The organism is Pseudomonas sp. GD03875 (assembly GCF_029840585.1).
In the GTDB taxonomy this organism is placed as follows: Bacteria; Pseudomonadota; Gammaproteobacteria; order Pseudomonadales; family Pseudomonadaceae; genus Aquipseudomonas; species Aquipseudomonas paralcaligenes.
The window spans coordinates 22,627-45,814 of record NZ_JAOCCV010000011.1; the positions used below are offsets into that span (position 1 = coordinate 22,627).

Below are 23,188 nucleotides of genomic sequence, written 5' to 3' on the forward strand. Positions count from 1 at the left end.
TAGGCTTGGAGTATCACGCAATGAAAGGACAGACCATGAACACGAAACTAGCCGTTTCAGCAGCCATGCTGCTGATGGCTGTCCAGGCATCGGCGCAGGACAAGAGCTATCCCCCCGCCAAAGTCAGCTTCGGCGACTTCAAGGGCCTTGTCGCTCAGGTCGAAAACCACCGTGCGAGCCGCCTGGTCGACCTCGATACCTTCCTAGAGATGAGCGAGCGGCCGGGCGTCGTCATTCTCGATACGCGGTCGGCGTTTCGCTATGAGCGCATTCATGTCAAAGGCGCAAAACACCTGAGCTTCACCGACTTCACGCAAAGCAACCTGCAGCAGGTCATCCCTTCTTTCGATACGACCATACTGATCTACTGCAACAACAACTTCGAAGGCAACCCGATCGACTTCGCCACCAAGATAGCCTTGCCTCAACCCGGAGCCCCATTGGCGATACAGTTCGCCGCTCAAGAAAGACCGATCATGATGGCCCTGAACATTCCGACCTACATCAACCTGTACGGTTATGGATACCGCAACGTGTACGAACTGGATGAGCTGGTGAATGTAAACGACCCGAGGATCACGTTCGCAGGAACCATCGTCAAAGATGGGCCATAACCTGCCAGCAGCTGGAGCGTCCCCCGTACCCCACATAAATGCCCTCACTAGCCAGGAAGCCCTCGCCATGACGAACAGGCCCAAGCCGAGCGTCGTAATCTTCGCAAAGGACGCCATCAAATTAGCGAGCTTCTATGGAGCAGTCGCTGAAATGAGCGAGCTTCATGGCGACAAGGATCACGTCATCCTGGATGCAGAAGGTTTTCAGCTGGTCATTCATTGCATACCGAAGAAAATCGCCGCGACGATCGAAATAACGGCTCCACCACAGGTGCGAGACGGCACGCCCATCAAGGTTTGCCTGCCCGTCTCGTCTATCGCGACTTCTCGTGCCAAGGCTGCCGAGCTGGGTGGATCGGTAGGGCCGAAGAGCGAGGAGTGGGAGGCGCGCGGGTTCAGGGCATGCGATGGATACGACCCGGAGGGGAATGTCTTTCAGGTGCGAGAGAATGCGGCGTGAGCCAATCCGTATGCGCTTCCGCAGTTCGCGGAACATCCAGAGGGCTAGCAATTCATTCAACCCAACACCGCTTCACGGCACGGCTTAATCCAAGCGTTATTCGAGCAGTTGCCGCTTCCGCATCGTTCCGACGAGAGTTTTTGCCCGTCACGCGGGCTTGCGGCACACTAGCCGCCCCGAGCGACCGCTCGTTTCACAGTCGTAACCTATGACCCGCTCCCCCTTCCGCCGTCTTGCCTTCGGTGCCCTGCGTCGCCTGCTGTATCTCTGGGTACGCTCGGAAACCATCAACCAGTCGTCCTTCAATTTGCGCCTGGATCGCGGCAAGCCGGTGTTCTACGTGCTGCAGCAGCCCTCGGCGGCGGACCTGGCGGTGGTGGACAGGGAGTGCACCAAGGCCGGCCTGCCGCGCCCGGTGCTGCCGGTGGCGCTCGGCGGCCAGCTCGAGCCGGCCGGTTTCTTCTACCTGACCCGCTCGCCCAGCTGGTTTGGCGGGCACGACAAGCGCGGCGCCCCACCCACCCTGCTGCGCATCCTCGCCAGCCTCGATGGCAATGCCCTGGACGACGCCCAGATAGTCCCGGTCAGCGTGTTCTGGGGCCAGTCGCCGGACCGCGAGACCAGCCCGTGGAAGCTGCTGTTCGCCGACACCTGGGCGGTCACCGGGCGCCTGCGCAAGCTGGTCAGCATCCTCATCCTCGGGCGCAAGACCCGCGTGCAGTTCTCCGCGCCCATCCACCTGCGCGAACTGCTCGACCAGGGCAAGGGACGCGAACGTACCCTGCGCATGGTGCAGCGCATCCTGCGAGTACATTTCCGCAACCAGAAGGCTGCCGTGATCGGCCCAGACGTGTCGCACCGGCGCAACCTGGTCAAGGGGCTGATCCATGGCCCGCAGGTGCGCCAGGCCATCCGCGAGGAGATGGAGCGCGAGAAGATCAGCCAGGAAAAGGCCGAGGCGCAGGCCCTGCGCTACGGCAACGAGATCGCCTCGGACTACACCTACACCGCCATCCGCTTCCTAGAAACGGTGCTGAGCTGGTTCTGGAACAAGCTGTACGAGGGCATCCAGGTCAACCACCTGGAGGCGGTGCGCGACATCGCCCATGGCCACGAGATCATCTACGTGCCCTGCCACCGCAGCCATATCGACTACCTGCTGCTGTCCTACCTGCTGTTCCGCAACGGCCTGACCCCACCGCACATCGCCGCGGGCATCAATCTCAACATGCCGGTGGTCGGCGGCCTGCTGCGCCGCGGCGGCGCCTTCTTCATGCGCCGCACCTTCAAGGGCAACCCGCTCTATACCGCGGTGTTCAACGAATACCTGCACACCCTGTTCAGCAAGGGCTTCCCGGTCGAGTACTTCGTCGAGGGCGGCCGTTCGCGCACCGGGCGCACCCTGCAGCCGAAGACCGGCATGCTGGCCATCACCCTGCGCAGCTTCCTGCGCTCGTCGCGCCTGCCGATCGCCTTCGTGCCGGTCTACATCGGCTACGAGCGCGTGCTCGAAGGCCGTACCTACCTGGGCGAACTGCGCGGCGCGGCGAAGAAGAAGGAGTCGATCTTCGACATCTTCAAGGTCATCGGCGCCATCCGCAAACAGCGCTTCGGCAGCGTCCGGGTCAACTTCGGCGAGCCGATCAAGCTGGCCGAGTTCCTCGACGCCGAGCAGCCCGGCTGGCGCACCCAGGACTACGGCGACCAGTACCGCCCCGAGTGGCTGAACCGCACCACCAACCGCCTCGGCGCGCAGGTGGCGCAGCACCTCAACGAGGCAGCGGCGATCAACCCGGTCAACCTGGTCGGCCTGGCCCTGCTCTCCACCAGCAAGCTGGCGCTGGACGAGAAGGCCCTGGCCCGCGTGCTCGACCTGTACCTGGCACTGCTGCGCAAGGTGCCCTATTCGCCCCACGCCACCCTGCCGGACGGCGATGGCCAGGACCTGATCCGCTACGTGCAGAGCATGGACCTGCTGGCCGAGCAGAAGGACGCGCTGGGCAAGATCCTCTATCTGGACGAGCAGAACGCCGTCCTGATGACCTACTACCGCAACAACGTGCTGCACGTGTTCGCCCTGCCTGCGCTGCTGGCGAGCTTCTTCCTCAGCAGCTCGCGGATGAGCCGCGAGCAGATCCTGCGCTACTCCACCGCGCTCTACCCCTATCTGCAGTCGGAGCTGTTCATCCGCTGGTCGGTGGACGAGCTGGAAGGCGTCGTGGACCAGTGGCTGGAGGCCTTCGTCGAACAGGACCTGCTGCGCCGCGAGGACGACATGTTCGTGCGCCCGGCGCCCAGCTCGCGCCAGTTCGTCCTGCTCACCCTGCTGGCCCGCGCCATCGTGCAAACCCTGCAGCGCTTCTACATGGCCACCGCCCTGTTGATCAACGCCGGCCAGTACGCGCTGAGCGCCGAGGAGCTGGAAAACCTGTGCGTGGTGATGGCCCAGCGCCTGTCGATCCTCCACGGCCTCAACGCCCCGGAGTTCTTCGACAAGAGCCTGTTCCGCCACTTCATCCAGACCCTGCTGGACCAGGGCGTGCTGCGCCAGAACGGCGAAGGCAAGCTCAGCCATCACCCGCAACTGGCGGAGCTGGTGGAGGGTGTGGCCAAGCGCGTGCTGCCCGCGGAAATCCGCCTCTCCATCCGCCAGGTGGCGCTGGAGCGCGAAGAAGACCCGGTCGAGCCCGCCTGATAGGCGCGGCGCTCCGACCGGCGTCGCCGGTCAGAGCACGTTCGGCTCGATCTCCAGGGCCACACCGAAGCGCTGCAGGATGTCCTGCTGGATACGCCGGGCCAGCTCCAGCAGCTGGGCGCCGCTGGCCGCGCCGTAGTTGACCAGCACCAGCGCCTGCAGGCGGTGCACGCCCGCATCACCCTCGCGGAAACCCTTCCAGCCCGCGCGCTCGATCAGCCAGCCAGCGGCCAGCTTGACCCGCCCTTCCCCGGCCGGATAGCTGACCAGGTCGGCATGCAGGGCATGGATGCGCTCGGCCTGCTCGGCCGGCACCACCGGGTTCTTGAAGAAGCTGCCGGCATTGCCCAGCTCGGCGGGGTCCGGCAGCTTCTCGCGGCGGATGGCGCAGATGGCGCGACTGACGTCCATCGCCGTCGGCGCCTCGATGCCGTCCTGCTCCAGGCGCTGGCGCACCGGGCCGTAGTCCAGGCGCAGCGCAGCCTTGCGGCTCAGGGCGAAGCGCACGCGCAAGATCAGCCAGCGCCCGGGCTGCTGCTTGAACAGGCTGTCGCGGTAGGCGAAGGCGCATTCCTCCAGGCCGAACTCGCGCAGCTCACCGCTGCGGCGATCCAGCGCGGTGAGCCCGGCGAACACGTCCTTGATCTCGACCCCGTAGGCGCCGATGTTCTGCATGGGCGCGGCGCCGACCGTGCCGGGGATCAGGCTGAGGTTCTCCAGGCCGGCCAGACCCTGCTCCAGGGTCCAGAGCACGAAGGGGTGCCAGGACTCGCCGGCCTCGGCCTCCACCACCACCCGCTCGCCGTCATCCGCGACGATTCGCAGACCGCGACTGGCCATGCGCAGCACCAGGGCCTCGACGTCGCCGGTCAGCAGCAGGTTGCTGCCGCCGCCGACCACCAGCAGCGGCAGATCGCGGCGCCCGGCCTCGGCCAGCGCCTGGCGCACTTCATCATCGTCGTGCGCCTCGGCGAACAGCCGCGCCTTCACGTCGACACCGAAGGTGTTGAACGGCTTGAGGGAGACCGTTTCGCTCAGTTGCAGGCTCACAGGCGTCCCCTGATCTCGGCGAGCAGGGCGTCGCTGGCCTGCTCGATCAGGTCCAGCACCTGCTCGAAACCGTCCGCCCCGCCGTAGTAGGGATCGGGCACCTCGTCCAGGGCCAGGGCGTAGCGGCGCAGGTACAGGTCCAGCTCGGCGCCGCCGCTGGCCGGGCGCAGCGCCTGCAGGCGGGTCAGGTTGTCGTGGTCCATCGCCAGGATCAGGTCGAAGCGCTGGAAGTCGTCGCGCAGCACCTGGCGTGCGCGCAGGCTCGATAAATCGTAGCCGCGGGTCAGCGCCGCCTGGCTGGAACGGCCGTCCGGCGCCTTGCCCACGTGCCAGTCGCCGGTGCCGGCGGAGTCCACCGTCACCCGCTCGTGCAGGCCGGTCTGCAGCAGGCGGTGGCGGAACACGCCCTCGGCCGTGGGCGAGCGGCAGATGTTGCCCATGCAGACGAACAGGACGCGCATCAGGCCCCCAGCAGGCGGCGCACCCGCTCCAGGTCTTCAGCGGTGTCGACGCCGGCCGCCGGCGCCTCCAGGGCATCGGCGACGTGGATGCGCACACCGTGCCAGAGCGCGCGCAGCTGCTCCAGGCACTCGGTGTCCTCCAGCCAGCACGGGCCCCAGGCGACGAAGTCGTGGAGGAAGCCGGCGCGGTAGGCGTAGATGCCGATGTGGCGGCGATAGGGCACGCCTTCCGGCAGCACGTCACGGCGCTGGGCAAAGGCGTCGCGCGCCCAGGCCAACGGCGCACGGCTGAAGGTCAGGGCCAGGCCGGTCTTGTCCGAAACCACCTTGACCACGTTGGGATTGAACAGCGCCTGCACATCATCGATGGGCTCGGCCAGGGTGGCGATCCCCGCCTGAGGGTTGGCGGCCAGGTTGGCGGCCACCTGGTCGATGATGCTCGGCGGAATCAGCGGCTCATCGCCCTGCACGTTGACCACGATGGCGTCGTCCGCCAGGCCGAGCTGGGTGGCGACTTCGGCCAGGCGGTCGGTGCCGGAGTTGTGGTCCCCCCGGGTCAGCAGCACTTCGGCGCCGAAGCCCTGGCAGGCCTCGACGATGCGCGCGTCGTCGGTCGCCACCACCACGCGGGCGGCCCCGCTCTTCTTCGCCTGCTCCCAGACGTGTCGGACCATGGGCTTGCCGGCGATATCCTGCAGCGGCTTGCCGGGCAGTCGGCTGGAGGCGTAGCGGGCGGGGATCACAACGGTGAAGGCGGTCATCTACTTGTCCAGGCGCTCGTCGGTGGTCAGGGTACGGGCCTCGCTCTCCAGCATCACCGGGATGCCGTCGCGGATCGGGTAGGCCAGGCCGGCGCCTTTGCTGATCAGCTCGGTCTTGTCTTCGGAAAGCTGCAGCGGGCCCTTGCACACCGGGCAGGCCAGGATGTCGAGCAGTTTGGTATCCATCGGGGAATCCTCGGAGAGGTGGGAAAACGCGAAACTCAGGGCCGGGCGGCAGGCAGGCAGTCCAGGCGCTGGTCGAACCAGGCGACGAAGGCCGGCGATGGCACCGCGTCCACCGCCAAATACCACCAGTCCTCGGCGGCGAAGGCCCGGCATTTCACCGCATCCTTCTCGGTCATCAGCAGCGGCAGCGCCGGGGCGAAGCGCAGGGCCTCGGGGCTGTAGCTGGCGTGGTCGGCGAAGGGATGCGCGATCGGCCGCCAGTTTAGCGCCTCGAGGGTGGCGAAGAAACGCCAGGGGTTGCCGATGCCAGCCACCGCATGGACCTGCTGGCCGGGCGGGAAATGGTCGAGGCCGACCCGCTCGCCGCTGCGCAGGTTGACCAGGGCGGTCGGGCGCAGCTGCAGGGCGTAGCCCTCCTCGCCGTCCACGGTGGCGCCGTTGCGCAGCACCGCGTCGACCTCGGCCAGCCGCTCGGCCGGCTCGCGCAGGGGGCCGGCCGGCAGGCAGCGGCCGTTGCCGAGGCCGCGCTCGGCGTCCACCAGCACCAGTTCGATGTCGCGGGCCAGGCGGTAATGCTGCAGGCCGTCGTCGCAGAGGATCAGGTCCAGCTTCTCCTGTTCCAGCAGGGCCTGCACGGCGCGGGCGCGTTGCGGGTCGATCACCAGCGGCACGCCGCTGCGCTGGACGATCAGCAGCGGCTCGTCGCCGGCATGGCTGGCCGGGTCGTCGGCGCGCACCCGCCAGGGCAGCTGCGGCGGCGTGGCGCCATAGCCGCGGCTGACCACGCCGACGCGCAGGCCGCGTGCCCGGCAGTGCTCGATCAGCCAGAGGATCATGGGGGTCTTGCCGGTACCACCGACGGTGACGTTGCCGACCACCAGCACGGGCACCGGCGCACGATAGATGTCGCCCTCACCGGCCAGGAAGGCGCGGCGCTTGCCGAGCACCACCCGCCGGTACAACCACTCCAGCGGGCGCAGCAGGGTCAGGGCGGGATGGCCGTGGTACCAGGCGGCGACGAGCCGGTCGGCGAGGCTCAAGGCTTGGCCTCGGCCTCGACCGTGGTGATGCGCAGGTGGGAGAAGCCCAGCTTGCCGGCGGCGTCCATGGCGGTGATCACCGCCTGGTGCGGGGTCTTGCCGTCGGCGCTGATCGCCACCGGCAGGCTGTTGTCGCCGCCGGACTCCTTGCCCAGCGCAGCCATCAGGCCTTCCAGATCGCTCTTGAGCAATGGCTGGCCGTTCAGCGAATAACTGCCCTCGGCGCTGATCAGCACTTCCAGCTTCTTCAGCGTGGTTTCCTCGGGAGGCGTGCCGGTGGCGGCCTCGGGCAGGTCGACCTTGAGCTGGGTCTCGCGGGTGAAGGTGGTAGTGACCACGAAGAACAGCAGGAGGATGAACACCACGTCGATCAGCGACGCCAGGTTGATCTCGACGTTCTCCCGGGATTTACGCCGGAACTTCACGCCTTCTTGCCCTCTTTGCGGGCCTCTTTGGGTGCCGGGGCCGCACCGTTGCCGCCCAGGTCGACATCGCGGTCGCCCTGCACCACCTCCACCAGCTTGATCGCCTCCTGCTCCATGCCGACCACCAGCTCGTCGACGCGGCGCACCAGGAAGCGATGGAAGAACAGGGCCGGGATGGCGACGAACAGACCCGCCGCGGTGGTGATCAGGGCCTTGGCAATACCGCCGGCCAGAACGGCCGCGTTGGCCATGTTGGCGCCCATGAAGGCGCTGAAGATGTCGATCATGCCCAGCACGGTGCCCAGCAGGCCGAGCAGCGGCGCGATGCCGGCGATGGTGCCGAGGGTGTTGAGGTAGCGCTCCAGGTCATGGATGACGCGAGCGGCGGCCTCCTCGATGCACTCCTTCATGATCTCGCGACCATGCTTGGAGTTGGCCAGGCCGGCGGCGAGAATCTGCCCCAGCGGGGAGTTGGCCCGCAGCTCCTTGAGCTTGTCGTTGGTCAGCTTCTTTTCCTTGATCCACAGCCACACCTGGCCCAGCAGGTGGGGGGGCGTGATACGGCTGGCACGGAGGGTCCAGAGACGCTCGGCGATGATGCCGGCTGCGACGATAGAACTCAGAATGATCGGCAGCATCATCCAGCCGCCAGATTTGACCAACTCCCACACGGTTGCGCATCCCCACTTGGAAAAGTGGCGCCACTCTAGCATAGGGATGCGCAGGCACAGACCACCCGGGTTCTCATTTTTCCCGCCAGAAACGCGGCCGCTCGCGCCAGCCGGAAGCACTCTCGCCGCCGCCCAGCAGCAGGCGTACGGCGCCCTTTTCCGCGCTGTCGTGCAGCTCGATGCCACGCTGTCGGTAGCGGGCTAGGACCATCGGATGCGGATGGCCGAAGGGGTTGTGCCAGCCCCGCGACAGCAGCGCTGCCCGTGGCGCCACTGCGTCGAGGAACGCCGACGACGACGAACTCCGGCTGCCGTGGTGCGGCACCTGCAGCCACTCGGCGCGCAGGTCGATCCCCGACGCCAGCAGCACGCGCTCGGTGGCCGCATCCACGTCGCCGGTCAGCAGCAGGCGCTCGCTCGCCGTCTCCACCTTGAGCAGGCAGGAGGCCGGGTTGCCCTGCTTCGCCCCGGCCCAGCGCCAGGTGGTGAAGCGCACGCCGTCCCAGTCCCAGCTTTCGCCATCGATGCAGGGACGCGCCCGCAGCTCCACCGGCAGGGCGTCGGCCTCCCCGCTCGACACGCGGGCCACGGCCATGCCCTGCATCACGGCCAGGGCGCCGCCGGCGTGATCGCTGTCGGCGTGGCTGAGCAGCATCAGGTCGAGCCGGGACACGCCCAGCTGGCGCAGGGAGGGCAGCACCACCCGCTCGCCCAGGTCGAAGTCGCCGAAGCGCGGGCCGGCGTCGTACAGCACGGCGTGCTCGCGGGTGCGCACCAGCACGGCGAGCCCCTGGCCGACATCCAGCTGCCAGACCTCCGCCTGCCCCGTGGCGATCCGCTCCCGGGGCGGCAGGAAGAACGCCAGCAGCAGAACTACCCCCAACGCCCGCAACGGCACTCCGGCCGGTAGCAGGCAGAACAGCACGCCCAGGCTGCCCACCAGCCAGCACCAGAGCGGAAGCGACGTGGGCAGCCAGGCGGGCAAGGCGGCAGCGATCCAGGCAAGCAGTTGGAACAGCAGCTCCAGCAGGCCGCCGGCCAACCACAACAGCGCCTCGCCCAACCAGGGCACGGGCAGTAACAGGGTGCCGAGCAGCGCCAGCGGCACCACCAGCAGGCTGACCCAGGGCACCGCCACCAGGTTGGCCAGCGGTCCGCTCAGGCTCAGCGGCAAACCGAGGGCGAAGAACAGCGGCAGCAGCCCCAGCGCCAGGGTCCATTGCGCGCGCCACCAGACTCGCCACCAGGGCCAGTGGCCGAGCCGCCCGCCGAACACCCAGGCAAGCACCGCAACGGCGCCGAAGGACAGCCAGAGACCGGCCTGCAGCACCGCCAGCGGCTCGACCAGCAGCACCAGCACGAAGGCCAGCGCCAACGGCCACCACGCCCCAAGGTGACGGAAGCGCAGGCGCCAGAGCAGCACCAGAGCGACCATCACGCAGGCGCGCCGCACCGGCACCTCGAAGCCCGCCAGCAGGCCGTAGCCCAGCGCTCCGGCGAAGGCCAGTCCGCAGGCCCAGGGCAGCCAGGGCACGGCGCGTGGCCACAACCCAATGCGCGTCAGGCCAGCGACCAGTCCATAGAGGAAGACCGCCAGCAGCGCCACGTGCTGACCGGAGATCACCATCAGGTGCACGGTGCCGGTGTCCTGCAGCACCCGCCAGTCGTTGCGGCTCAGACCCGAATCGTCGCCAAGCACCAGCGCAGCCAGCCCGCCGGCGCGGCCATGGGCCTCGACCTGCAGCAGCCGGCGGCGCAACTCGTCGCGCCACGCGACGGGGCCAGCCGCCTCGCCCAGACGCTCGCCCTGCTTGACGGTGCCGGTGGCACCGATGCGCTGCGCCAGCAACCAGGCCTCGTAGTCGAAGCCCTGCGGGTTGACCAGGCCGCGCGGGCGCTTGAGCCTGACCGCCAGGCGCCAGCGCTCGCCGGCCAGCACCGGCGGCCCGTCGTACCAGGACAGGCGCAGGCGCTGCGGCAACTCGTGCTTCCTGGCGGTGGCGCCTTCGAGCTGGAAGCGCGCCACGCCTTCGGCTGTTTCCGGCAGCCCGGTCACCCGCCCCTCCAGCCACAGCGTGCGGCCGTCCAGCTCGACCGGCAGGCGATCATCCAGCGCGGACTGGGCGCTGAAGCAGGCCCAGACGAAACCGAACAGCAGGAAGGAAAGCGGGTAGCTGCGCCAGGGCAGCAGCATCAGCGCCACCGGCAGCAAAAGCAGGAGCAGCCAGAGCGGTGGAAGCTCCGGCAGGAAGCGCAGGCAGACCAAGCCCGCAGCCAGCGCCACAATCCCTGTGCGCATGAGGTGCATCCCGGCAAGGGGCCATGGGCCCCGGAGCGGGCAAGTCTAGCAAGACTTGTGGGAGCGGCCTCGGCCACGAGTTCCTGGCGCTATTCCAGATAAAAGCTCGCGGCCAAGGCCGCTCCTACGGGCGACAGGAGCCCCCGGGGCTCGCTACTCGTAGCGCAGGGCCTCGGCCGGCTGGGTACGCGACGCCCGCCAGGACGGATAGAGGGTGGCGAGGAAGCTCATCAGCAGCGCCGCGCTGCAGATCAGCAACACGTCCAGGCCACGCAGGTCGGACGGCAGGCTGCTGATGAAGTACACGTCCGAGCTGAACACGTGGGCGCCGCTGACCCGCTCCAGCCAGGCCACCCAGGTGCTGACGTTGAGCGCGACGATCACGCCCAGCACGCCGCCGATCAGGGTGCCGATGCAGCCGATCACCGTGCCCTGGACCATGAACATGGCCATGATCTGCCCGGGCGTGGCGCCCAGGGTGCGCAGGATGGCGATGTCCGCGCGCTTGTCAGCCACCACCATGATCAGCGTGGCGATGATGTTGAACGCAGCCACCGCGATGATCAGCAGCAGGAGCAGGCCGATCATGGTCTTCTCCATCTGCATGGCGCTGAACAGGCTGCCCTGGGTGCGCGTCCAGTCGACCGCCTTGTAGCCGGCGCCCAGCTCGGCGGCGATGGCGGACGATACCTGGGGCGCCTGGTACAGGTCCTTGAGGGCGATGCGCACGCTCTGCACCTGGCCTTCGGCCATGCGCTGCACGCTGGACGCATCAGCGATGTTGATCAGCGCCAGGCTGCCGTCCAGCTCCGCGCCGACCTTGAACACGCCGACCACCGACAGGCGCAGCATGCGCGGGGTGATGCCGCCGGCGGCGTTGCTCAGCTCCGGCACGATCAGGGTCAGCTTGTCGCCGACGTTGAGACGGAAGCGCCGCGCGCTGATCTCACCGATGACCACGCCGAACTCGCCCGGCTTGAGGTCTTCCAGGCGGCCCTGGACCATGTGCTTGCCGATGATCGAGACCTTCTGTTCCTCGACCGGGTCGATACCGTTGATCTGCACCGGCTGCATGGTGCCCTTGTAGGAGAACATGCCCTCCAGCTCGGCGAAAGGCGCCGCGCCGATCACCTGACGGTGCTTCATCGCGGCGGCGGCCACTGCCTGCCAGTCGTCCAGCGGCTGCGCGGCGGACAGGGTGGCATGGGGCACCATGCCGAGGATGCGCGAGCTCATTTCCTTCTGGAAGCCGTTCATCACCGACAGCACCACGATCATCGCCAGCACGCCTAGGCCCAAGCCGATCATCGAGGTCAGCGAGATGAACGAGATGTAGTGGTTGCGCCGCTTGGCCCGGGTGTAGCGGGCGCCGACGAAGATGCTCAGCGGGCGGAACATCAGGCAGCCACCAGCTTGCCGTCTTCCAGGCGCAGCACGCGGTCCATCTGGCCGGCCAGCTGCGGGTCGTGGGTCACTACCAGGAAGGCGGTGCGCGAGTCGCGGCTGAGTTCGTGCATCAGTTCCTGGATGCCCTGGGCGGTGTGCTGGTCGAGGTTGCCCGTGGGCTCGTCGAGCAGCACCAGCGCCGGGCTGTTGACCAGGGCACGGGCGATGGCCACACGCTGGCGCTCACCGCCGGACAGCTCGGACGGCTTGTGCGACAGGCGATGACCGAGGCCGACCCGCTCCAGCAGCGTGGTGGCGCGCTGGCGCGCCTCGGGGATCGGCGTCTTGCCGATCAGCAGCGGCATGCACACGTTCTCCAGCGCGGTGAACTCGGGCAGCAAGTGGTGGAACTGGTAGACGAAACCCAGCGCGCGGTTGCGCAGCAGGCCGCGGGCCTTCTCGTTCAGCGCCGAGAGTTCCTCGCCGGCCAGCCAGACGCTGCCCTTGCTGGGCGTATCCAGGCCGCCGAGCATGTTCAGCAGGGTGCTCTTGCCCGAGCCGGAGGAACCGACGATGGCCACCCGCTCGCCGGGCAGCAGCTCCAGCTCCACGCCGCTCAGGACCTCGACCGTCTGCGGGCCTTCCTCGTAGCTCTTGCCCAGGTTGCGGCAACTCAGGACCGATTTGTCACTCATAACGCAAAGCCTCCGCGGGCTGGGTGCGCGCCGCGCGCCAGGCCGGGTAAAGGGTGGCGAGGAAACTCAGGACCAGCGCCGCGCCGCAGACCAGCGCGACGTCCTGGACCTGCACCTGCGACGGCAGGTAATCGATGAAGTACACCTCGGAATTGAGGAACTGGATGCCCAGCAGGCGCTCCAGCCCCTTGATCGCGTCGCTGACGTTGAGCGCCGCGAGCACGCCGAGCACGCCGCCGGCCAGGGTGCCGACCACGCCGATCACCGAGCCCTGGACCATGAAGGTCAGCATGATCTGCCGCGGCGTGGCGCCGAGGGTCCGGAGGATGGCGATATCGGCCTTCTTGTCGGTCACCACCATCACCAGAGTGGAGATGATGTTGAAGGCGGCGACCGCGACGATCAGCAGCAGGAGCAGGCCGATCATGGTCTTCTCCATGCGGATGGCCTGGTACAGGTTGCCGTGGGTGCGGGTCCAGTCGCGGGCGTAGAAGTCCTGCTCGCGCAGCAGGCCAGCCAGTTCCCAGGCCACCTGCGGCGCCTGGAACAGGTCGTGCAGCTTGAGGCGAATGCCCTGCACCTCACCCGCCTTGAGGCGCAGCAGGCGACCGGCGTCCTCGACGTGGGTCATCACCACGTGGCCGTCGATCTCGCCAGCGCCGACATGGAAGATGCCGACCACGGTGAAGCGCTTCATGCGCGGGAACATGCCGGCCGGGGTCACCGCCACCTCGGGCGCGACGAAGGTGACCTTGTCACCGAGCTTGAGGCCGAGCTTGTTCGCCGCCAGGTCGCCGATGAGGATGCCGAAGCCGCCGGCCTCGAGCGAATCGAGCGTGCCCTGGTCCTTCACAAAGTAGTCGCCGATGATCGACACCTTGCCTTCTTCGGCCGGGTCGATGGCGTTGACCAGCACCTTCTGCACTTGGCCGTTATGGGTCAGCAGCCCCTGCATCTGGGTGAAGGGCGCGATCGCCGCCACCTGCGGATGGCGCAGCAACCCTTCGCCGATGGTGCGCCAGTCCTGGATCGGGGTGGTGCTGTCCAGGGTGGCGTGGGGCACCATGCCCAGAACGCGGTCGCGCATTTCGCGGTCGAAACCGTTCATGACCGACAGCACGACTATCATCACCAGTACGCCCAGGGCCAGACCGATGATGGAGGTAAGGGAAATGAAGGAGACGAACAGGCTGCGGCGTCGGGCCCGCGTGTAACGCAAGCCGATGAAGAACGGCAGGGGTCTGAACATGAGTGAGGGGTTCGCTGGCGGAAAGGGAGAAACGTCCTTGTGGCGGGGCCTGGCGCGCGGCTTTACACTCAGACCACCACTGCTGCCATGGGTTCGCCATGTCGAATCAAGACGCCGATGATCGCCGCGAATACTATCGTATCGAGGATACGATAGCACTGGATTTCAGCCTCCTCTCCGGCGCCGAAGCGCAGGCCAGTGAACCGCTGCACGACAACTCGCCGTTGTTCAATTTGCTCAGCGACATGCACCTGCTGGACTTCGAGTCGCAGCACCTGCTGCGCCACATCGGCGAGCGCGACCGCACCCTGGCCAACTACCTCAAGGTGATGAACAAGCGCATCGACCTGCTCGGCCAGGCCGTGGCGCAGAGCCTGCTGCGCGACATCGGCGCGCCGCGCCGGGTGTCCATGTCCGAGGGCGGCATCAGCTTCAACCACGGCCAGGCCGTGCCGCCGGGCAGCCACCTGGCGATCAAGATGGTTCTGATGCCCCAGGCCCTCGGCCTGCTGCTGCGCGCCAAGGTCGTGCACTGCCAGCCGCGCGACAACGGCCAGTTCGAGATCGGCACCGAGTTCGAGGCGCTCACCGATGCGCAGCGCCAGTTGGTAGCGCGCCACATCCTGCAGAAGCAGGCCCTGGAGCGGCGCATGGCCAAGGAGCAGCAACGATGAGAACCCTTCCCCTGCTGCTGGCTCTCTGGCTGCCGCTGCCGGCGCTGGCCGAGACCATCGAGATTCCCGTCGGCCAGCAGGGCGATGCGGTCGCCGGCCTGCCCCAGCTCGGCGAGTCCAAGCGCTCGGTGCTGGAGCGCTTCGGCCTGGCGGACGAGGAACACCCGCCGGTGGGCCAGCCGCCCATCACCCGCTGGGACTACCGCACCTTCAGCGTCTACTTCGAGTACGACCATGTGGTGAACAGCGTGCTTCACCACCAGCCCCGCCATCCCACCAAGGAACAACCGTGACCCTCATCTACGGCCACCGCGGCGCCAAGGGCGAAGCACCGGAAAACACGCTCGCCAGTTTCCAGCGCTGTCTCGAACACGGGGTGAACCGCTGCGAGCTGGACCTGCACCTGTCGCGCGACGGCGAGCTGATGGTGATCCACGACCCGACCCTCAAGCGCACCACCGGCCGCCGCGGCAAGGTGGTGGAGCACGACGCCGCGGAACTGGCGGAGCTGGACGCCCGCCTGGGCGGCCCGGGCTGGAAGACGCCCTGCCCCATTCCGAAGCTGGAAACCCTGTTCGAGCAGTGCCCGTTCGAGCACTGGCAACTGGAAGTGAAGAGCGCCTCGCGGGTGCGCGCGGCGCGTACCGTGCTGGCCATCCAGGCGCTGGCCGAGCGCTTCGGCATCACGGACAAGGTCACCGTCACCAGCAGCTCGCGCGAAGTGCTGCGCGCCCTGCGCCGGCTGACCCCGGAGCTGTCGCGCGGCCTGGTCGCCGAGTACGACTGGCTCGACCCGCTCAAGGTGGCCGCCCACCACGAGTGCTCCATGCTCGCCCTGAACTGGACCCTGTGCACCCCGGAGCGCCTGCTCAAGGCGCAGAAGGCCGGCCTGCACGTGTCGGTGTGGACGGTCAACGACCCGGCGCTGATGCGCCGCCTGGCCGACTTCGGCGTGGACAGCATCATCACCGACTTCCCGGGGCTGGCCGTCGATACGCTCAAGCGCTGACCTTGGATTCCCTCTCCCTCCGGGAGAGGGCTAGGGTGAGGGGCATGCAGGCAACTCCGAGCGACTTGGCACTCCCTCACCCCCGGCCCCTCTCCCAAATGGAGAGGGGAGAAAGCGAAAAACCGGCTCCGGGGCCGGTTTTTCGTATGTGGCGTCGCGCCTGTTCAGAAGCTCTCCCGGTTCGGCCAGCGCCACTCGCGGGAATCGCTGAGGGGATCGCCCCCGACCGGTTCAGGCCACCGGTCGGAGCCGGTCAAAAAAGCCGGTTGAGACCGTCGAACGCCGCCACCCGGTAGGCCTCGGCCATGGTCGGGTAGTTGAAGGTGGTGTTGACGAAGTACTTGATGCTGTTCGCCTCGCCCTTCTGGTTCATGATCGCCTGACCGATGTGGACGATCTCCGAGGCCTGGTAGCCGAAGCAGTGCACACCGAGGATTTCCAGGGTGTCGCGGTGGAACAGGATCTTCAGCATGCCCACCGGCTCGTGGGAAATCTGCGCCCGCGCCATGCCCTTGAAGAACGCCTTGCCGACCTCGTAGGGAATCCTGGCCTGGGTCAGTTCCTTCTCGGTCTTGCCGATGGAGCTGATCTCCGGAATGGTGTAGATGCCGGTCGGCACGTCGTCGACGAAGCGCCAGCTGTCGTTCTCCACCGCGCTGCCGGCGGCCGAGCGGCCCTGGTCGTAGGCGGCGCTGGCCAGGCTCGGCCAGCCGATCACGTCGCCGGCGGCGAAGATGTTGCTCACCGGCGTGCGGTACTCCTGGTCCACCTCGATCTGGCCGCGGCTGTTGACCTTGATGCCGATGTTCTCCAGGCCCAGCTTGTCGGTGTTGCCGGTACGGCCGTTGCACCACAGCAGGCAGTCGGCCTTGATCTTCTTGCCCGACTTGAGGTGCAGGATCACCCCGTTCTCCAGCCCCTCGATGCGCTCGTACTCTTCGTTGTGGCGGATCAGCACGTTGTTGTTGCGCAGGTGGTAGCTGAGGGCGTCAGAGATCTCGTCGTCGAGGAAGCTGAGCAGCTGGTCGCGGTTGTCGATCAGGTCCACCAGCACACCGAGGCCACTGAAGATCGAGGCGTACTCGGAGCCGATCACCCCGGCGCCGTAGATGATGATGCGGCGCGGCGTGTGGGTCAGGCTGAGGATGGTGTCGCTGTCGTAGATGCGCGAATGATTGAAGTCCACGTCCACCGGGCGATAGGGGCGCGAGCCGGTGGCGATGACGATCTGCTTGGCCACCAGCGTCTCCACCACGCCGCTGCTGCAGACCACTTCGACGGTCTGCTCGTCGGAGAAGCTGGCGGTGCCGAAGAACACGTCGATGCGGTTGCGCGCGTAGTAGCCGGTGCGCGAGGCGACCTGCTTGGCGATCACCCGCTCGGCGCTCTTCAGCACATCGGGGAAGGAGAACCAGCGCGGCTCGCCGATCTGGCGGAACAGCGGGTTGGTGTTGTACTGCATGATCTGCCGTACCGAGTGGCGCAGCGCCTTGGACGGGATGGTGCCGAGGTGGGTGCAGTTGCCGCCCACCAGCGGGCGGTTGTCGACCACCGCCACCTTGCGCCCGGCCTTGGCCGCGTTCATCGCCGCGCCCTCGCCCGCCGGGCCGGAACCCAGCACCACCACGTCGTAGTTGTAGACCGCCATGCTCACTCCTCTCAGAACGGCTCAGGGCGCCCACGGCGCCCTGCAGGTGCCTCGCGGCACATTCGTCGTCGCCCAGCTTAGCCCGGCGAATTCGCGCAGCACATTAGCGCTTGGTCGCGTCGTAGGCGAGCTTTGCGTCCACTACATCGCCATTCTCGTCGCGATTGGCCTCTTCGCACTTCTGCCGGTTGCCGCCGCAGATCGAGCACTCCTTCTCGATACCCAGGGCGGCGATGCCACCGCAGGAGCCGGCGATGGGCTTGCGGCCGAAGATCACGCCCACAGCCATGCCCAGCACCACCAGCAGCATCAGGCCGAACACCAGCAACCAGGTCATGGCTTGTCTCCTTCGCCGAAGCGGCGTGTGAACTCGGGCGTGGCACGACTGGCGAAGCCCTCGTCGGTGCGGGTGACGAAGAGCGCGGGAATGCCCGCCTGCTCGGCGAAGGCGTAGCCGCGCTCCGGCCCCAGCACCATCAATAGCGTAGACAACCCGTCGGCGCGCAGGGCCTGTGGATCGAGCACGGTGACCGAGGCCAGCCGGTGGTCGATGGGCGCGCCGCTGCGCGGGTCGAGGGTGTGGGAGTAGCGCCGGCCGTCCCGCTCGAAGTAGTTGCGGTAGTCGCCCGAGGTGGAAACGCCGAGGCCGTCCAGCGTCAGTATCTTCTGCGCCACCCGCTGGTCGGCCCGGGGCGCCTCGATGGCGATGCGCCAGGGCGTGCCGTCCGGCTTGCGGCCCATGCCCTTGAGTTCTCCGGTAATGTCGAGCAGGTAGCTACCCACGCCCAGTTCGGCCAGCCGCGCGCCGACCAGGTCGACAGTATAGCCGGCGGCGATGCTGTTCAGGTCGAGCTGCACCGCGGCCACCTTGCACAGGCGTTCGCCGTCGATGCGCAGGAGCTGGTGGCCGACATTGGCCCGCGCCTCGGCGACTTCCTCGGCGGAGGGCACCCGCTCGCCGCGCGACTGCGGGCCGAAGCCCCACAGGTCGAGCAGCGGCTCCACGGTGAGGTCGAAGGCGCCGTCGCTCTGCGTCGACAGTTCCTCGCCCAGCCGCACCAGGCGCAGCACCGGTTCCGGCATGACGCGGCAGTTGCCGGCCGGCAGGCGGTTGAAGCGGGACAGCTCGGAGTCGGCGCGCCAGGTGGACATCTGCTCGTCCACCTCGGCCAGCAGGGCCTCGACCTCCGCCTTGAGCGTGGCCGGCTCCGGCGTGCTTGCGCTGGCCACGTACTTGACCGAGTAGTGGCTGCCCATGGTCGGGCCGCCGAACTCCTCCACCCTGTCGCCGCAACCGGCCAGCAGGGCGCCGGCCAGCAGCGCGGGGAGCAGCCCGGCCCGGCGGATGCCAGCCAACGGGGTGCTAGCCACCGAAGTCGTCCAGCAGGATGTTCTCGCGCTCCACGCCCAGGTCCAGCAGCATCTGGATCACCGCCGCGTTCATCATCGGCGGGCCGCACATGTAGAACTCGCAGTCCTCGGGCGCCGGATGGTCCTTGAGGTAATGCTCGTAGAGCACGTGGTGGATGAAGCCGGTGTAGCCCTGCCAGCCATCCTCGGGCTGCGGATCGGACAGCGCCAGGTGCCATTCGAAGTTGGGGTTCTCCGCGGCCAGGCGGTCGAACTCCTCCACGTAGAAGGCCTCGCGCAGGGAGCGTGCACCGTACCAGAAGCTGATCTTGCGCTGGCTCTTGAGGCGCTTGAGCTGGTCGAAGATGTGCGAGCGCATCGGCGCCATGCCGGCGCCGCCGCCGATGAAGACCATCTCGGCGTCGGTGTCGCGGGCGAAGAACTCGCCGAACGGCCCGTACACCGTGACCTTGTCGCCCGGCTTGAGGCCGAACACCCAGGACGACATCTTGCCCGGCGGGATGTGTTCCCTGCCCGGCGGCGGCGAGGCGATGCGGATGTTGAACTTGACGATGCCCTTCTCGTCCGGGTAGTTGGCCATCGAGTAGGCGCGGATCACCGTTTCATCGACCTTGGACACGTACTGCCACTGGTTGAAGCGGTCCCAGTCGCCACGGTACTCGGGCTGGATGTCGAAGTCCTTGTAGTGCACCACGTGGGGCGGGCACTCCAGCTGCACGTAGCCGCCGGCGCGGAAATCCACGTGCTCGCCCTCCGGCAGGCGCAGGGTCAGCTCCTTGATGAAGGTGGCGACGTTGGGGTTGGACTCCACCGTGCATTCCCATTTCTTCACGCCGAACACTTCGGCCGGCACCTCGATGCACATGTCCTGCTTGACCGGCGTCTGGCAGGACAGGCGCCAGCCGGCCCGGGCCTCGCGCCGGGTGAAGTGGGACTCCTCGGTGGGCAGCATCTCGCCGCCGCCGCTCTCGACGATGCACTTGCACTGGGCGCAGGTGCCGCCGCCGCCGCAGGCCGAGGACAGGAACAGGTCGTTGGCCGCCAGGGTCTGCAGCAGCTTGCCGCCGGCCGGCACGGTGAGCGTGCGCTCGCCGTTGATCAGGATGTTGACGTCGCCGCCGGACACCAGCCGCGCCCGCGCCACGAGGATGATCGCCACCAGCGCCAGGACGATGCCGGCGAACATGCCGATCGCCAGGAGAATCTCGAAAGCCATCAGTTGCTCCTCACAGCTGGATGCCGCCGAACGACATGAAGCCGAGCGACATCAGACCGATGGTGATGAAGGTGATCCCGAGGCCCTGCAGCCCTTCCGGCACATCGCTGTACTTGAGCTTCTCGCGGATCGCCGCCAGCAGCACGATGGCCAGCGCCCAGGACGACCCGGAACCCAGGCCGTAGACCACGCTCTCGGTGAAGTCGTACTCGCGCTCGACCATGAACAGGGTGCCGCCGAAGATGGCGCAGTGCACGGTGATCAACGGCAGGAAGATGCCCAGGGCGTGGTGCAGCTTGGGCAGGTACTTGTCCAGCACCATCTCCATGATCTGCACCACCGCCGCGATCAGGCCGATGTAGCAGATCAGGCCCAGGTAGCTCAGGTCCACCTCCGGCAGGCCGGCCCAGGCCAGGGCGCCGTCCTTCAGCAGGTAGGTGTACATCAGGTTGTTCAGCGGCACGGTGATGACCTGCACCACCACCACGGTGATGCCGAGCATCAGCGCGGTCTCCACCTTCTTCGAGATGGCGATGAAGGTGCACATGCCGAGGAAGAAGGCCAGTGCCATGTTCTCGACGAACATGGCCTTCACGAACAGGCCCAGATAGTGCTCCATCAGCAGGCCTCCTTATCGGAGACCTGCGGCGCCAGGCGGTAGGACGGCGCCTCCTTCTGCTCCGGCTTGTAGCTGCGCAGCGCCCAGATGATCAGGCCGATCAGGAAGAACGCCGAGGGCGGCAGCAGCAGCAGCCCGTTGGGCTGGTACCAGCCGCCGTCGCTGACGAGCGGGAGGATCTGGTAGCCCAGCAGCGAGCCGGAGCCGAACAGCTCGCGGATCACGCCCAGGGCCACCAGCATGGCGCTGTAGCCCAGGCCGTTGCCGATGCCGTCGAAGAACGACAGCACCGGCGGGTGGGACATGGCGAAGGCCTCGGCGCGGCCCATCACGATGCAGTTGGTGATGATCAGGCCGACGAACACCGACAGCTGCTTGGCCAGACTGAAGGCGAAGGCCTTGAGCACCTGGTCCACCACGATCACCAGCGAGGCGATGATCACCACCTGCACGATCATCCGGATGGAGGTGGGAATCTGGCGGCGGATCATCGAGATGAACAGGTTGGAGAAGCCGGTCACCAGGGTCAGGGCGATCGACATCACCAGCGCGGTCTTGAGGGTGGAGGTCACCGCCAGGGCCGAGCAGATGCCGAGGATCTGCAGGCCGATGGGGTTGTTGTGCAGGATGGGATCGAGCAGCACGCTCTTGATGCTGGGTTGAGACATGTCAGGCCTCCCCTTTCTTCAGGTTGGCCAGGAAGGGGCCGAAGCCGCTCTCGCCGAGCCAGAAATGCAGCAGATTGTTCACGCCCTTGCTGGTCAGGGTGGCGCCGGCCAGGCCGTCGACCTGGTGCGCCGCGCGGGCCGACTGCGGGTCGACGACGCCCTTGATGACTTCCACCGCCAGTTGGCCGTCGTCGTCGAACAGGGTCTTGCCCGACCACAGCCCGGTCCACTTCGGGTTGTCCACTTCGCCGCCCAGGCCGGGCGTCTCGCCGTGCTGGTAGAAGCCGAAGCCGACCACGGTATTCAGGTCGCTCTTCACCGCGATGAAGCCGTAGAGGGTCGACCACAGGCCGTAGCCACGCACCGGCAGGATCAGGGTGTCGAGGCTACCGTCGTGTTCGACCAGATAGACGGTGGACAGGTGCTCGCGGCGGCCGATCGCGGCGATGTCGCGCTCCGCCGGCAGCGCGTCGGACTGCGCCGGGTCGCGGGCGGCGGCCAGGTGATCGAAGCCCACCGCCTCGCCATCCGCGCTGAAGCGGCCGGTGCGCAGGTCCACCAGGCGCACGTGGATGCTGCGGGCATAGAGCTCCTGCACCTCGTCCGCGCTCATGTCGGCATGCCCCAGGCCGGCGATGGCGAGGATGCTGCGCTGCTCGTCCAGCTCGCGGTTCTTGTCCTGCAGCGGCTTGAGCGTGACCGCGGCGCCGGCGACGAACACCGAGCAAACCAGGCACACCAGCAGGGCGACGATCAGGGTACGCAGGGTCGATTCATGCTTGACCACGGGCGAGCCTCCGCTTGATGTTCGCCTGCACGACGAAGTGATCGATCAGGGGCGCGCAGAGGTTGGCGAACAGGATCGCCAGCATCATGCCCTCGGGGAACGCCGGATTGACCACCCGGATCAGCACCACCATCACGCCGATCAGCGCGCCGAACACCCACTTGCCGGTGTCGGTCATGGAGGCTGATACGGGGTCGGTGGCCATGAAGATCATGCCGAAGGCGAACCCGCCGACCACCAGGTGCCAGTGCCAGGGCATGGCGAACAGCGGGTTGCTGTCCGAGCCGATCCAGTTGAACAGGGTGCTGGTGGCGATCATGCCGAGCATCAGGCCCACCACGATGCGCCAGGAGGCGATCTTGGTGAGCAGCAGGACCGCGCCGCCGAGCAGGATCGCCAGGGTGCTGGTCTCGCCCATGGAGCCCTGCTCCAGGCCGATGAAGGCGTCCCACCAGCTCAGGCCGCTCTGGGCCAGTTGCTCGACGCCGCTGGCCGAGGCGATCGACAGCGCCGTGGCGCCGGAGAAGCCGTCCACGGCGGTCCACACCTCGTCGCCAGAAATCTGCGCCGGGTAGGCGAAGAACAGGAAGGCGCGACCGACCAGCGCCGGGTTGAGGAAGTTCTTGCCGGTGCCGCCGAACACTTCCTTGCCGATCACCACGCCGAAACTGATGCCCAGCGCCACCTGCCACAGCGGGATGCTCGGCGGCAGGATCAGGGCGAACAGGATCGAGGTGACGAAGAAGCCCTCGTTGATCTCATGGCGGCGGATGCTGGCGAACAGCACCTCCCAGAAGCCGCCGACGATGAAGCTGGTGAGGTAGACCGGCAGGAAGTAGGCCGCGCCCTGGATCAGGCAGTCCCACAGGCTGTTGGGGTCGAATCCGGCGAGCAGGCCGATCAGGCCGAAGCGCCAGCCATCCTGGGCGGCCAGCAGCTCGGGGCTCTGCGCGTACAGCAGGTTGGCCTGGTAGCCGACGTTCCACATGCCGAAGAACATGGCCGGGAAGGTGCACAGCCACACGGTGATCATCATGCGCTTGAGGTCGATGCCGTCGCGCACGTGGGCCGTGCCGCGGGTGACGCTGCCGGGGCGGTAGAAGAAGGTGTCCACCGCCTCATAGAGGGCGTACCACTTCTCGTAGCGCCCGCCGTGTTCGAAGTGGTGCTCGATCTTGTCGAGGAATCTGCGCAGAGACATGGA

The 23,188-nt window shown here is 67.3% G+C and carries 25 protein-coding genes; 6 read left to right on the plus strand and 19 right to left on the minus strand.

What is annotated here, in order from left to right; translation table 11 throughout:
• Positions 1-35 precede the first annotated feature (35 nt).
• The 3 genes from N5D30_RS12010 to plsB all read left to right on the plus strand — a co-directional run bounded on the left by N5D30_RS12010 (position 36) and on the right by plsB (position 3,769).
• Positions 36-614, plus strand: a complete 579-nt coding sequence (locus N5D30_RS12010; RefSeq protein WP_279909167.1) for a rhodanese-like domain-containing protein — start codon at positions 36-38, stop codon at positions 612-614.
• 67 nt (positions 615-681) lie between these two features.
• Complete coding sequence (locus tag N5D30_RS12015; RefSeq protein WP_279909168.1) at positions 682-1,074, plus strand: VOC family protein; 393 nt, start codon at positions 682-684, stop codon at positions 1,072-1,074.
• A gap of 208 nt (positions 1,075-1,282) precedes the next feature.
• A complete protein-coding gene (plsB, locus tag N5D30_RS12020) occupies positions 1,283-3,769 on the plus strand; it encodes a glycerol-3-phosphate 1-O-acyltransferase PlsB (RefSeq protein ID WP_279909169.1) in 2,487 nt (828 codons plus the stop codon).
• Positions 3,770-3,799: 30 nt separating this feature from the next.
• Here plsB and murB read toward each other — a convergent pair whose 3' ends face one another.
• The 11 genes from murB to N5D30_RS12075 form a co-directional block, all read right to left on the minus strand.
• Positions 3,800-4,819 (minus strand): UDP-N-acetylmuramate dehydrogenase, encoded by a 1,020-nt coding sequence (gene murB / locus N5D30_RS12025; protein ID WP_279909170.1) that lies wholly within the window; start codon positions 4,817-4,819, stop codon positions 3,800-3,802.
• A complete protein-coding gene (locus tag N5D30_RS12030) occupies positions 4,816-5,280 on the minus strand; it encodes a low molecular weight phosphotyrosine protein phosphatase (protein ID WP_279909171.1) in 465 nt (154 codons plus the stop codon). Before N5D30_RS12030 ends, murB begins: the two co-directional genes overlap by 4 nt.
• Positions 5,280-6,041 carry a 3-deoxy-manno-octulosonate cytidylyltransferase gene (gene kdsB / locus N5D30_RS12035; RefSeq protein ID WP_279909172.1) on the minus strand — a complete coding sequence of 254 codons (762 nt, stop codon included), beginning with the start codon at positions 6,039-6,041 and terminating at the stop codon, positions 5,280-5,282. The genes N5D30_RS12030 and kdsB overlap by 1 nt, the downstream gene beginning before the upstream one ends.
• The gene (locus N5D30_RS12040; RefSeq protein WP_192397323.1) at positions 6,042-6,227 is read right to left on the minus strand and encodes a Trm112 family protein; all 186 of its coding nucleotides are present in this window, start codon (positions 6,225-6,227) and stop codon (positions 6,042-6,044) included.
• Positions 6,228-6,262: 35 nt separating this feature from the next.
• On the minus strand, positions 6,263-7,267 hold the full coding sequence (gene lpxK / locus N5D30_RS12045; RefSeq protein ID WP_279909173.1) for a tetraacyldisaccharide 4'-kinase: 1,005 nt from the start codon (positions 7,265-7,267) through the stop codon (positions 6,263-6,265).
• Positions 7,264-7,692 carry a biopolymer transporter ExbD gene (locus N5D30_RS12050; protein ID WP_279909174.1) on the minus strand — a complete coding sequence of 143 codons (429 nt, stop codon included), beginning with the start codon at positions 7,690-7,692 and terminating at the stop codon, positions 7,264-7,266. The genes lpxK and N5D30_RS12050 overlap by 4 nt, the downstream gene beginning before the upstream one ends.
• The gene (locus N5D30_RS12055; protein WP_279909175.1) at positions 7,689-8,363 is read right to left on the minus strand and encodes a MotA/TolQ/ExbB proton channel family protein; all 675 of its coding nucleotides are present in this window, start codon (positions 8,361-8,363) and stop codon (positions 7,689-7,691) included. Before N5D30_RS12055 ends, N5D30_RS12050 begins: the two co-directional genes overlap by 4 nt.
• Positions 8,364-8,436: 73 nt before the next feature.
• The gene (locus tag N5D30_RS12060; protein ID WP_279909176.1) at positions 8,437-10,662 is read right to left on the minus strand and encodes a DNA internalization-related competence protein ComEC/Rec2; all 2,226 of its coding nucleotides are present in this window, start codon (positions 10,660-10,662) and stop codon (positions 8,437-8,439) included.
• A gap of 153 nt (positions 10,663-10,815) precedes the next feature.
• Positions 10,816-12,060 (minus strand): lipoprotein-releasing ABC transporter permease subunit, encoded by a 1,245-nt coding sequence (locus N5D30_RS12065; RefSeq protein WP_279909177.1) that lies wholly within the window; start codon positions 12,058-12,060, stop codon positions 10,816-10,818.
• A complete protein-coding gene (gene lolD, locus N5D30_RS12070) occupies positions 12,060-12,743 on the minus strand; it encodes a lipoprotein-releasing ABC transporter ATP-binding protein LolD (protein WP_220814794.1) in 684 nt (227 codons plus the stop codon). Before lolD ends, N5D30_RS12065 begins: the two co-directional genes overlap by 1 nt.
• Entirely contained in the window at positions 12,736-13,992 is a 1,257-nt protein-coding gene (locus tag N5D30_RS12075) for a lipoprotein-releasing ABC transporter permease subunit (RefSeq protein ID WP_279909178.1), read from the minus strand. The genes lolD and N5D30_RS12075 overlap by 8 nt, the downstream gene beginning before the upstream one ends.
• A 98-nt stretch (positions 13,993-14,090) precedes the next feature.
• Between N5D30_RS12075 and N5D30_RS12080 the strand changes: the two genes are divergently transcribed.
• Genes N5D30_RS12080 through N5D30_RS12090 form a run of 3 tightly spaced genes read left to right on the plus strand, consistent with a single transcriptional unit; the run spans position 14,091 to position 15,675 of the window.
• Positions 14,091-14,666 (plus strand): PilZ domain-containing protein, encoded by a 576-nt coding sequence (locus N5D30_RS12080; protein ID WP_279904317.1) that lies wholly within the window; start codon positions 14,091-14,093, stop codon positions 14,664-14,666.
• Entirely contained in the window at positions 14,663-14,959 is a 297-nt protein-coding gene (locus N5D30_RS12085) for a phosphodiesterase (protein ID WP_220814791.1), read from the plus strand. The genes N5D30_RS12080 and N5D30_RS12085 overlap by 4 nt, the downstream gene beginning before the upstream one ends.
• Positions 14,956-15,675: a glycerophosphodiester phosphodiesterase family protein gene (locus tag N5D30_RS12090; RefSeq protein WP_279909179.1), complete on the plus strand. Its 720-nt coding sequence runs from the start codon at positions 14,956-14,958 to the stop codon at positions 15,673-15,675. Before N5D30_RS12085 ends, N5D30_RS12090 begins: the two co-directional genes overlap by 4 nt.
• Before the next feature lie 253 nt (positions 15,676-15,928).
• Here the strand turns inward: N5D30_RS12090 and sthA are convergent, their stop codons facing one another.
• The 8 genes from sthA to N5D30_RS12130 form a co-directional block, all read right to left on the minus strand.
• The gene (gene sthA, locus N5D30_RS12095; RefSeq protein ID WP_220814789.1) at positions 15,929-17,323 is read right to left on the minus strand and encodes a Si-specific NAD(P)(+) transhydrogenase; all 1,395 of its coding nucleotides are present in this window, start codon (positions 17,321-17,323) and stop codon (positions 15,929-15,931) included.
• A 103-nt stretch (positions 17,324-17,426) separates the two neighbouring features.
• The gene (gene nqrM / locus N5D30_RS12100; protein WP_220814788.1) at positions 17,427-17,660 is read right to left on the minus strand and encodes a (Na+)-NQR maturation NqrM; all 234 of its coding nucleotides are present in this window, start codon (positions 17,658-17,660) and stop codon (positions 17,427-17,429) included.
• Positions 17,657-18,670, minus strand: coding sequence for an FAD:protein FMN transferase (locus tag N5D30_RS12105; RefSeq protein ID WP_279909265.1), 1,014 nt, complete (start codon positions 18,668-18,670; stop codon positions 17,657-17,659). Before N5D30_RS12105 ends, nqrM begins: the two co-directional genes overlap by 4 nt.
• Before the next feature lie 16 nt (positions 18,671-18,686).
• Complete coding sequence (nqrF, locus tag N5D30_RS12110) at positions 18,687-19,913, minus strand: NADH:ubiquinone reductase (Na(+)-transporting) subunit F (protein ID WP_279909266.1); 1,227 nt, start codon at positions 19,911-19,913, stop codon at positions 18,687-18,689.
• A gap of 7 nt (positions 19,914-19,920) precedes the next feature.
• Positions 19,921-20,529 (minus strand): NADH:ubiquinone reductase (Na(+)-transporting) subunit E, encoded by a 609-nt coding sequence (gene nqrE / locus N5D30_RS12115; protein ID WP_220814787.1) that lies wholly within the window; start codon positions 20,527-20,529, stop codon positions 19,921-19,923.
• Positions 20,529-21,197 (minus strand): NADH:ubiquinone reductase (Na(+)-transporting) subunit D, encoded by a 669-nt coding sequence (locus N5D30_RS12120; protein ID WP_279909180.1) that lies wholly within the window; start codon positions 21,195-21,197, stop codon positions 20,529-20,531. Before N5D30_RS12120 ends, nqrE begins: the two co-directional genes overlap by 1 nt.
• Before the next feature lies 1 nt (position 21,198).
• The gene (locus N5D30_RS12125; RefSeq protein ID WP_220814785.1) at positions 21,199-21,984 is read right to left on the minus strand and encodes a Na(+)-translocating NADH-quinone reductase subunit C; all 786 of its coding nucleotides are present in this window, start codon (positions 21,982-21,984) and stop codon (positions 21,199-21,201) included.
• Complete coding sequence (locus N5D30_RS12130; RefSeq protein ID WP_279909181.1) at positions 21,971-23,185, minus strand: NADH:ubiquinone reductase (Na(+)-transporting) subunit B; 1,215 nt, start codon at positions 23,183-23,185, stop codon at positions 21,971-21,973. Before N5D30_RS12130 ends, N5D30_RS12125 begins: the two co-directional genes overlap by 14 nt.
• Positions 23,186-23,188 lie beyond the last annotated feature (3 nt).

Coding starts and splice junctions, on each gene's coding strand:
- N5D30_RS12075 (WP_279909178.1), bottom strand. CDS start 13,992: ATGTTCAGACCCCTGCCGTTCTTCATCGGCTTGCGTTACACGCGGGCC.
- N5D30_RS12015 (WP_279909168.1), top strand. CDS start 682: ATGACGAACAGGCCCAAGCCGAGCGTCGTAATCTTCGCAAAGGACGCC.
- lolD (WP_220814794.1), bottom strand. CDS start 12,743: ATGAGTGACAAATCGGTCCTGAGTTGCCGCAACCTGGGCAAGAGCTAC.
- kdsB (WP_279909172.1), bottom strand. CDS start 6,041: ATGACCGCCTTCACCGTTGTGATCCCCGCCCGCTACGCCTCCAGCCGA.
- N5D30_RS12040 (WP_192397323.1), bottom strand. CDS start 6,227: ATGGATACCAAACTGCTCGACATCCTGGCCTGCCCGGTGTGCAAGGGC.
- N5D30_RS12010 (WP_279909167.1), top strand. CDS start 36: ATGAACACGAAACTAGCCGTTTCAGCAGCCATGCTGCTGATGGCTGTC.
- N5D30_RS12120 (WP_279909180.1), bottom strand. CDS start 21,197: ATGTCTCAACCCAGCATCAAGAGCGTGCTGCTCGATCCCATCCTGCAC.
- plsB (WP_279909169.1), top strand. CDS start 1,283: ATGACCCGCTCCCCCTTCCGCCGTCTTGCCTTCGGTGCCCTGCGTCGC.
- nqrM (WP_220814788.1), bottom strand. CDS start 17,660: ATGACCTGGTTGCTGGTGTTCGGCCTGATGCTGCTGGTGGTGCTGGGC.
- N5D30_RS12130 (WP_279909181.1), bottom strand. CDS start 23,185: ATGTCTCTGCGCAGATTCCTCGACAAGATCGAGCACCACTTCGAACAC.
- nqrE (WP_220814787.1), bottom strand. CDS start 20,529: ATGGAGCACTATCTGGGCCTGTTCGTGAAGGCCATGTTCGTCGAGAAC.
- N5D30_RS12030 (WP_279909171.1), bottom strand. CDS start 5,280: ATGCGCGTCCTGTTCGTCTGCATGGGCAACATCTGCCGCTCGCCCACG.
- N5D30_RS12065 (WP_279909177.1), bottom strand. CDS start 12,060: ATGTTCCGCCCGCTGAGCATCTTCGTCGGCGCCCGCTACACCCGGGCC.
- N5D30_RS12085 (WP_220814791.1), top strand. CDS start 14,663: ATGAGAACCCTTCCCCTGCTGCTGGCTCTCTGGCTGCCGCTGCCGGCG.
- N5D30_RS12080 (WP_279904317.1), top strand. CDS start 14,091: ATGTCGAATCAAGACGCCGATGATCGCCGCGAATACTATCGTATCGAG.
- N5D30_RS12060 (WP_279909176.1), bottom strand. CDS start 10,662: ATGCGCACAGGGATTGTGGCGCTGGCTGCGGGCTTGGTCTGCCTGCGC.
- sthA (WP_220814789.1), bottom strand. CDS start 17,323: ATGGCGGTCTACAACTACGACGTGGTGGTGCTGGGTTCCGGCCCGGCG.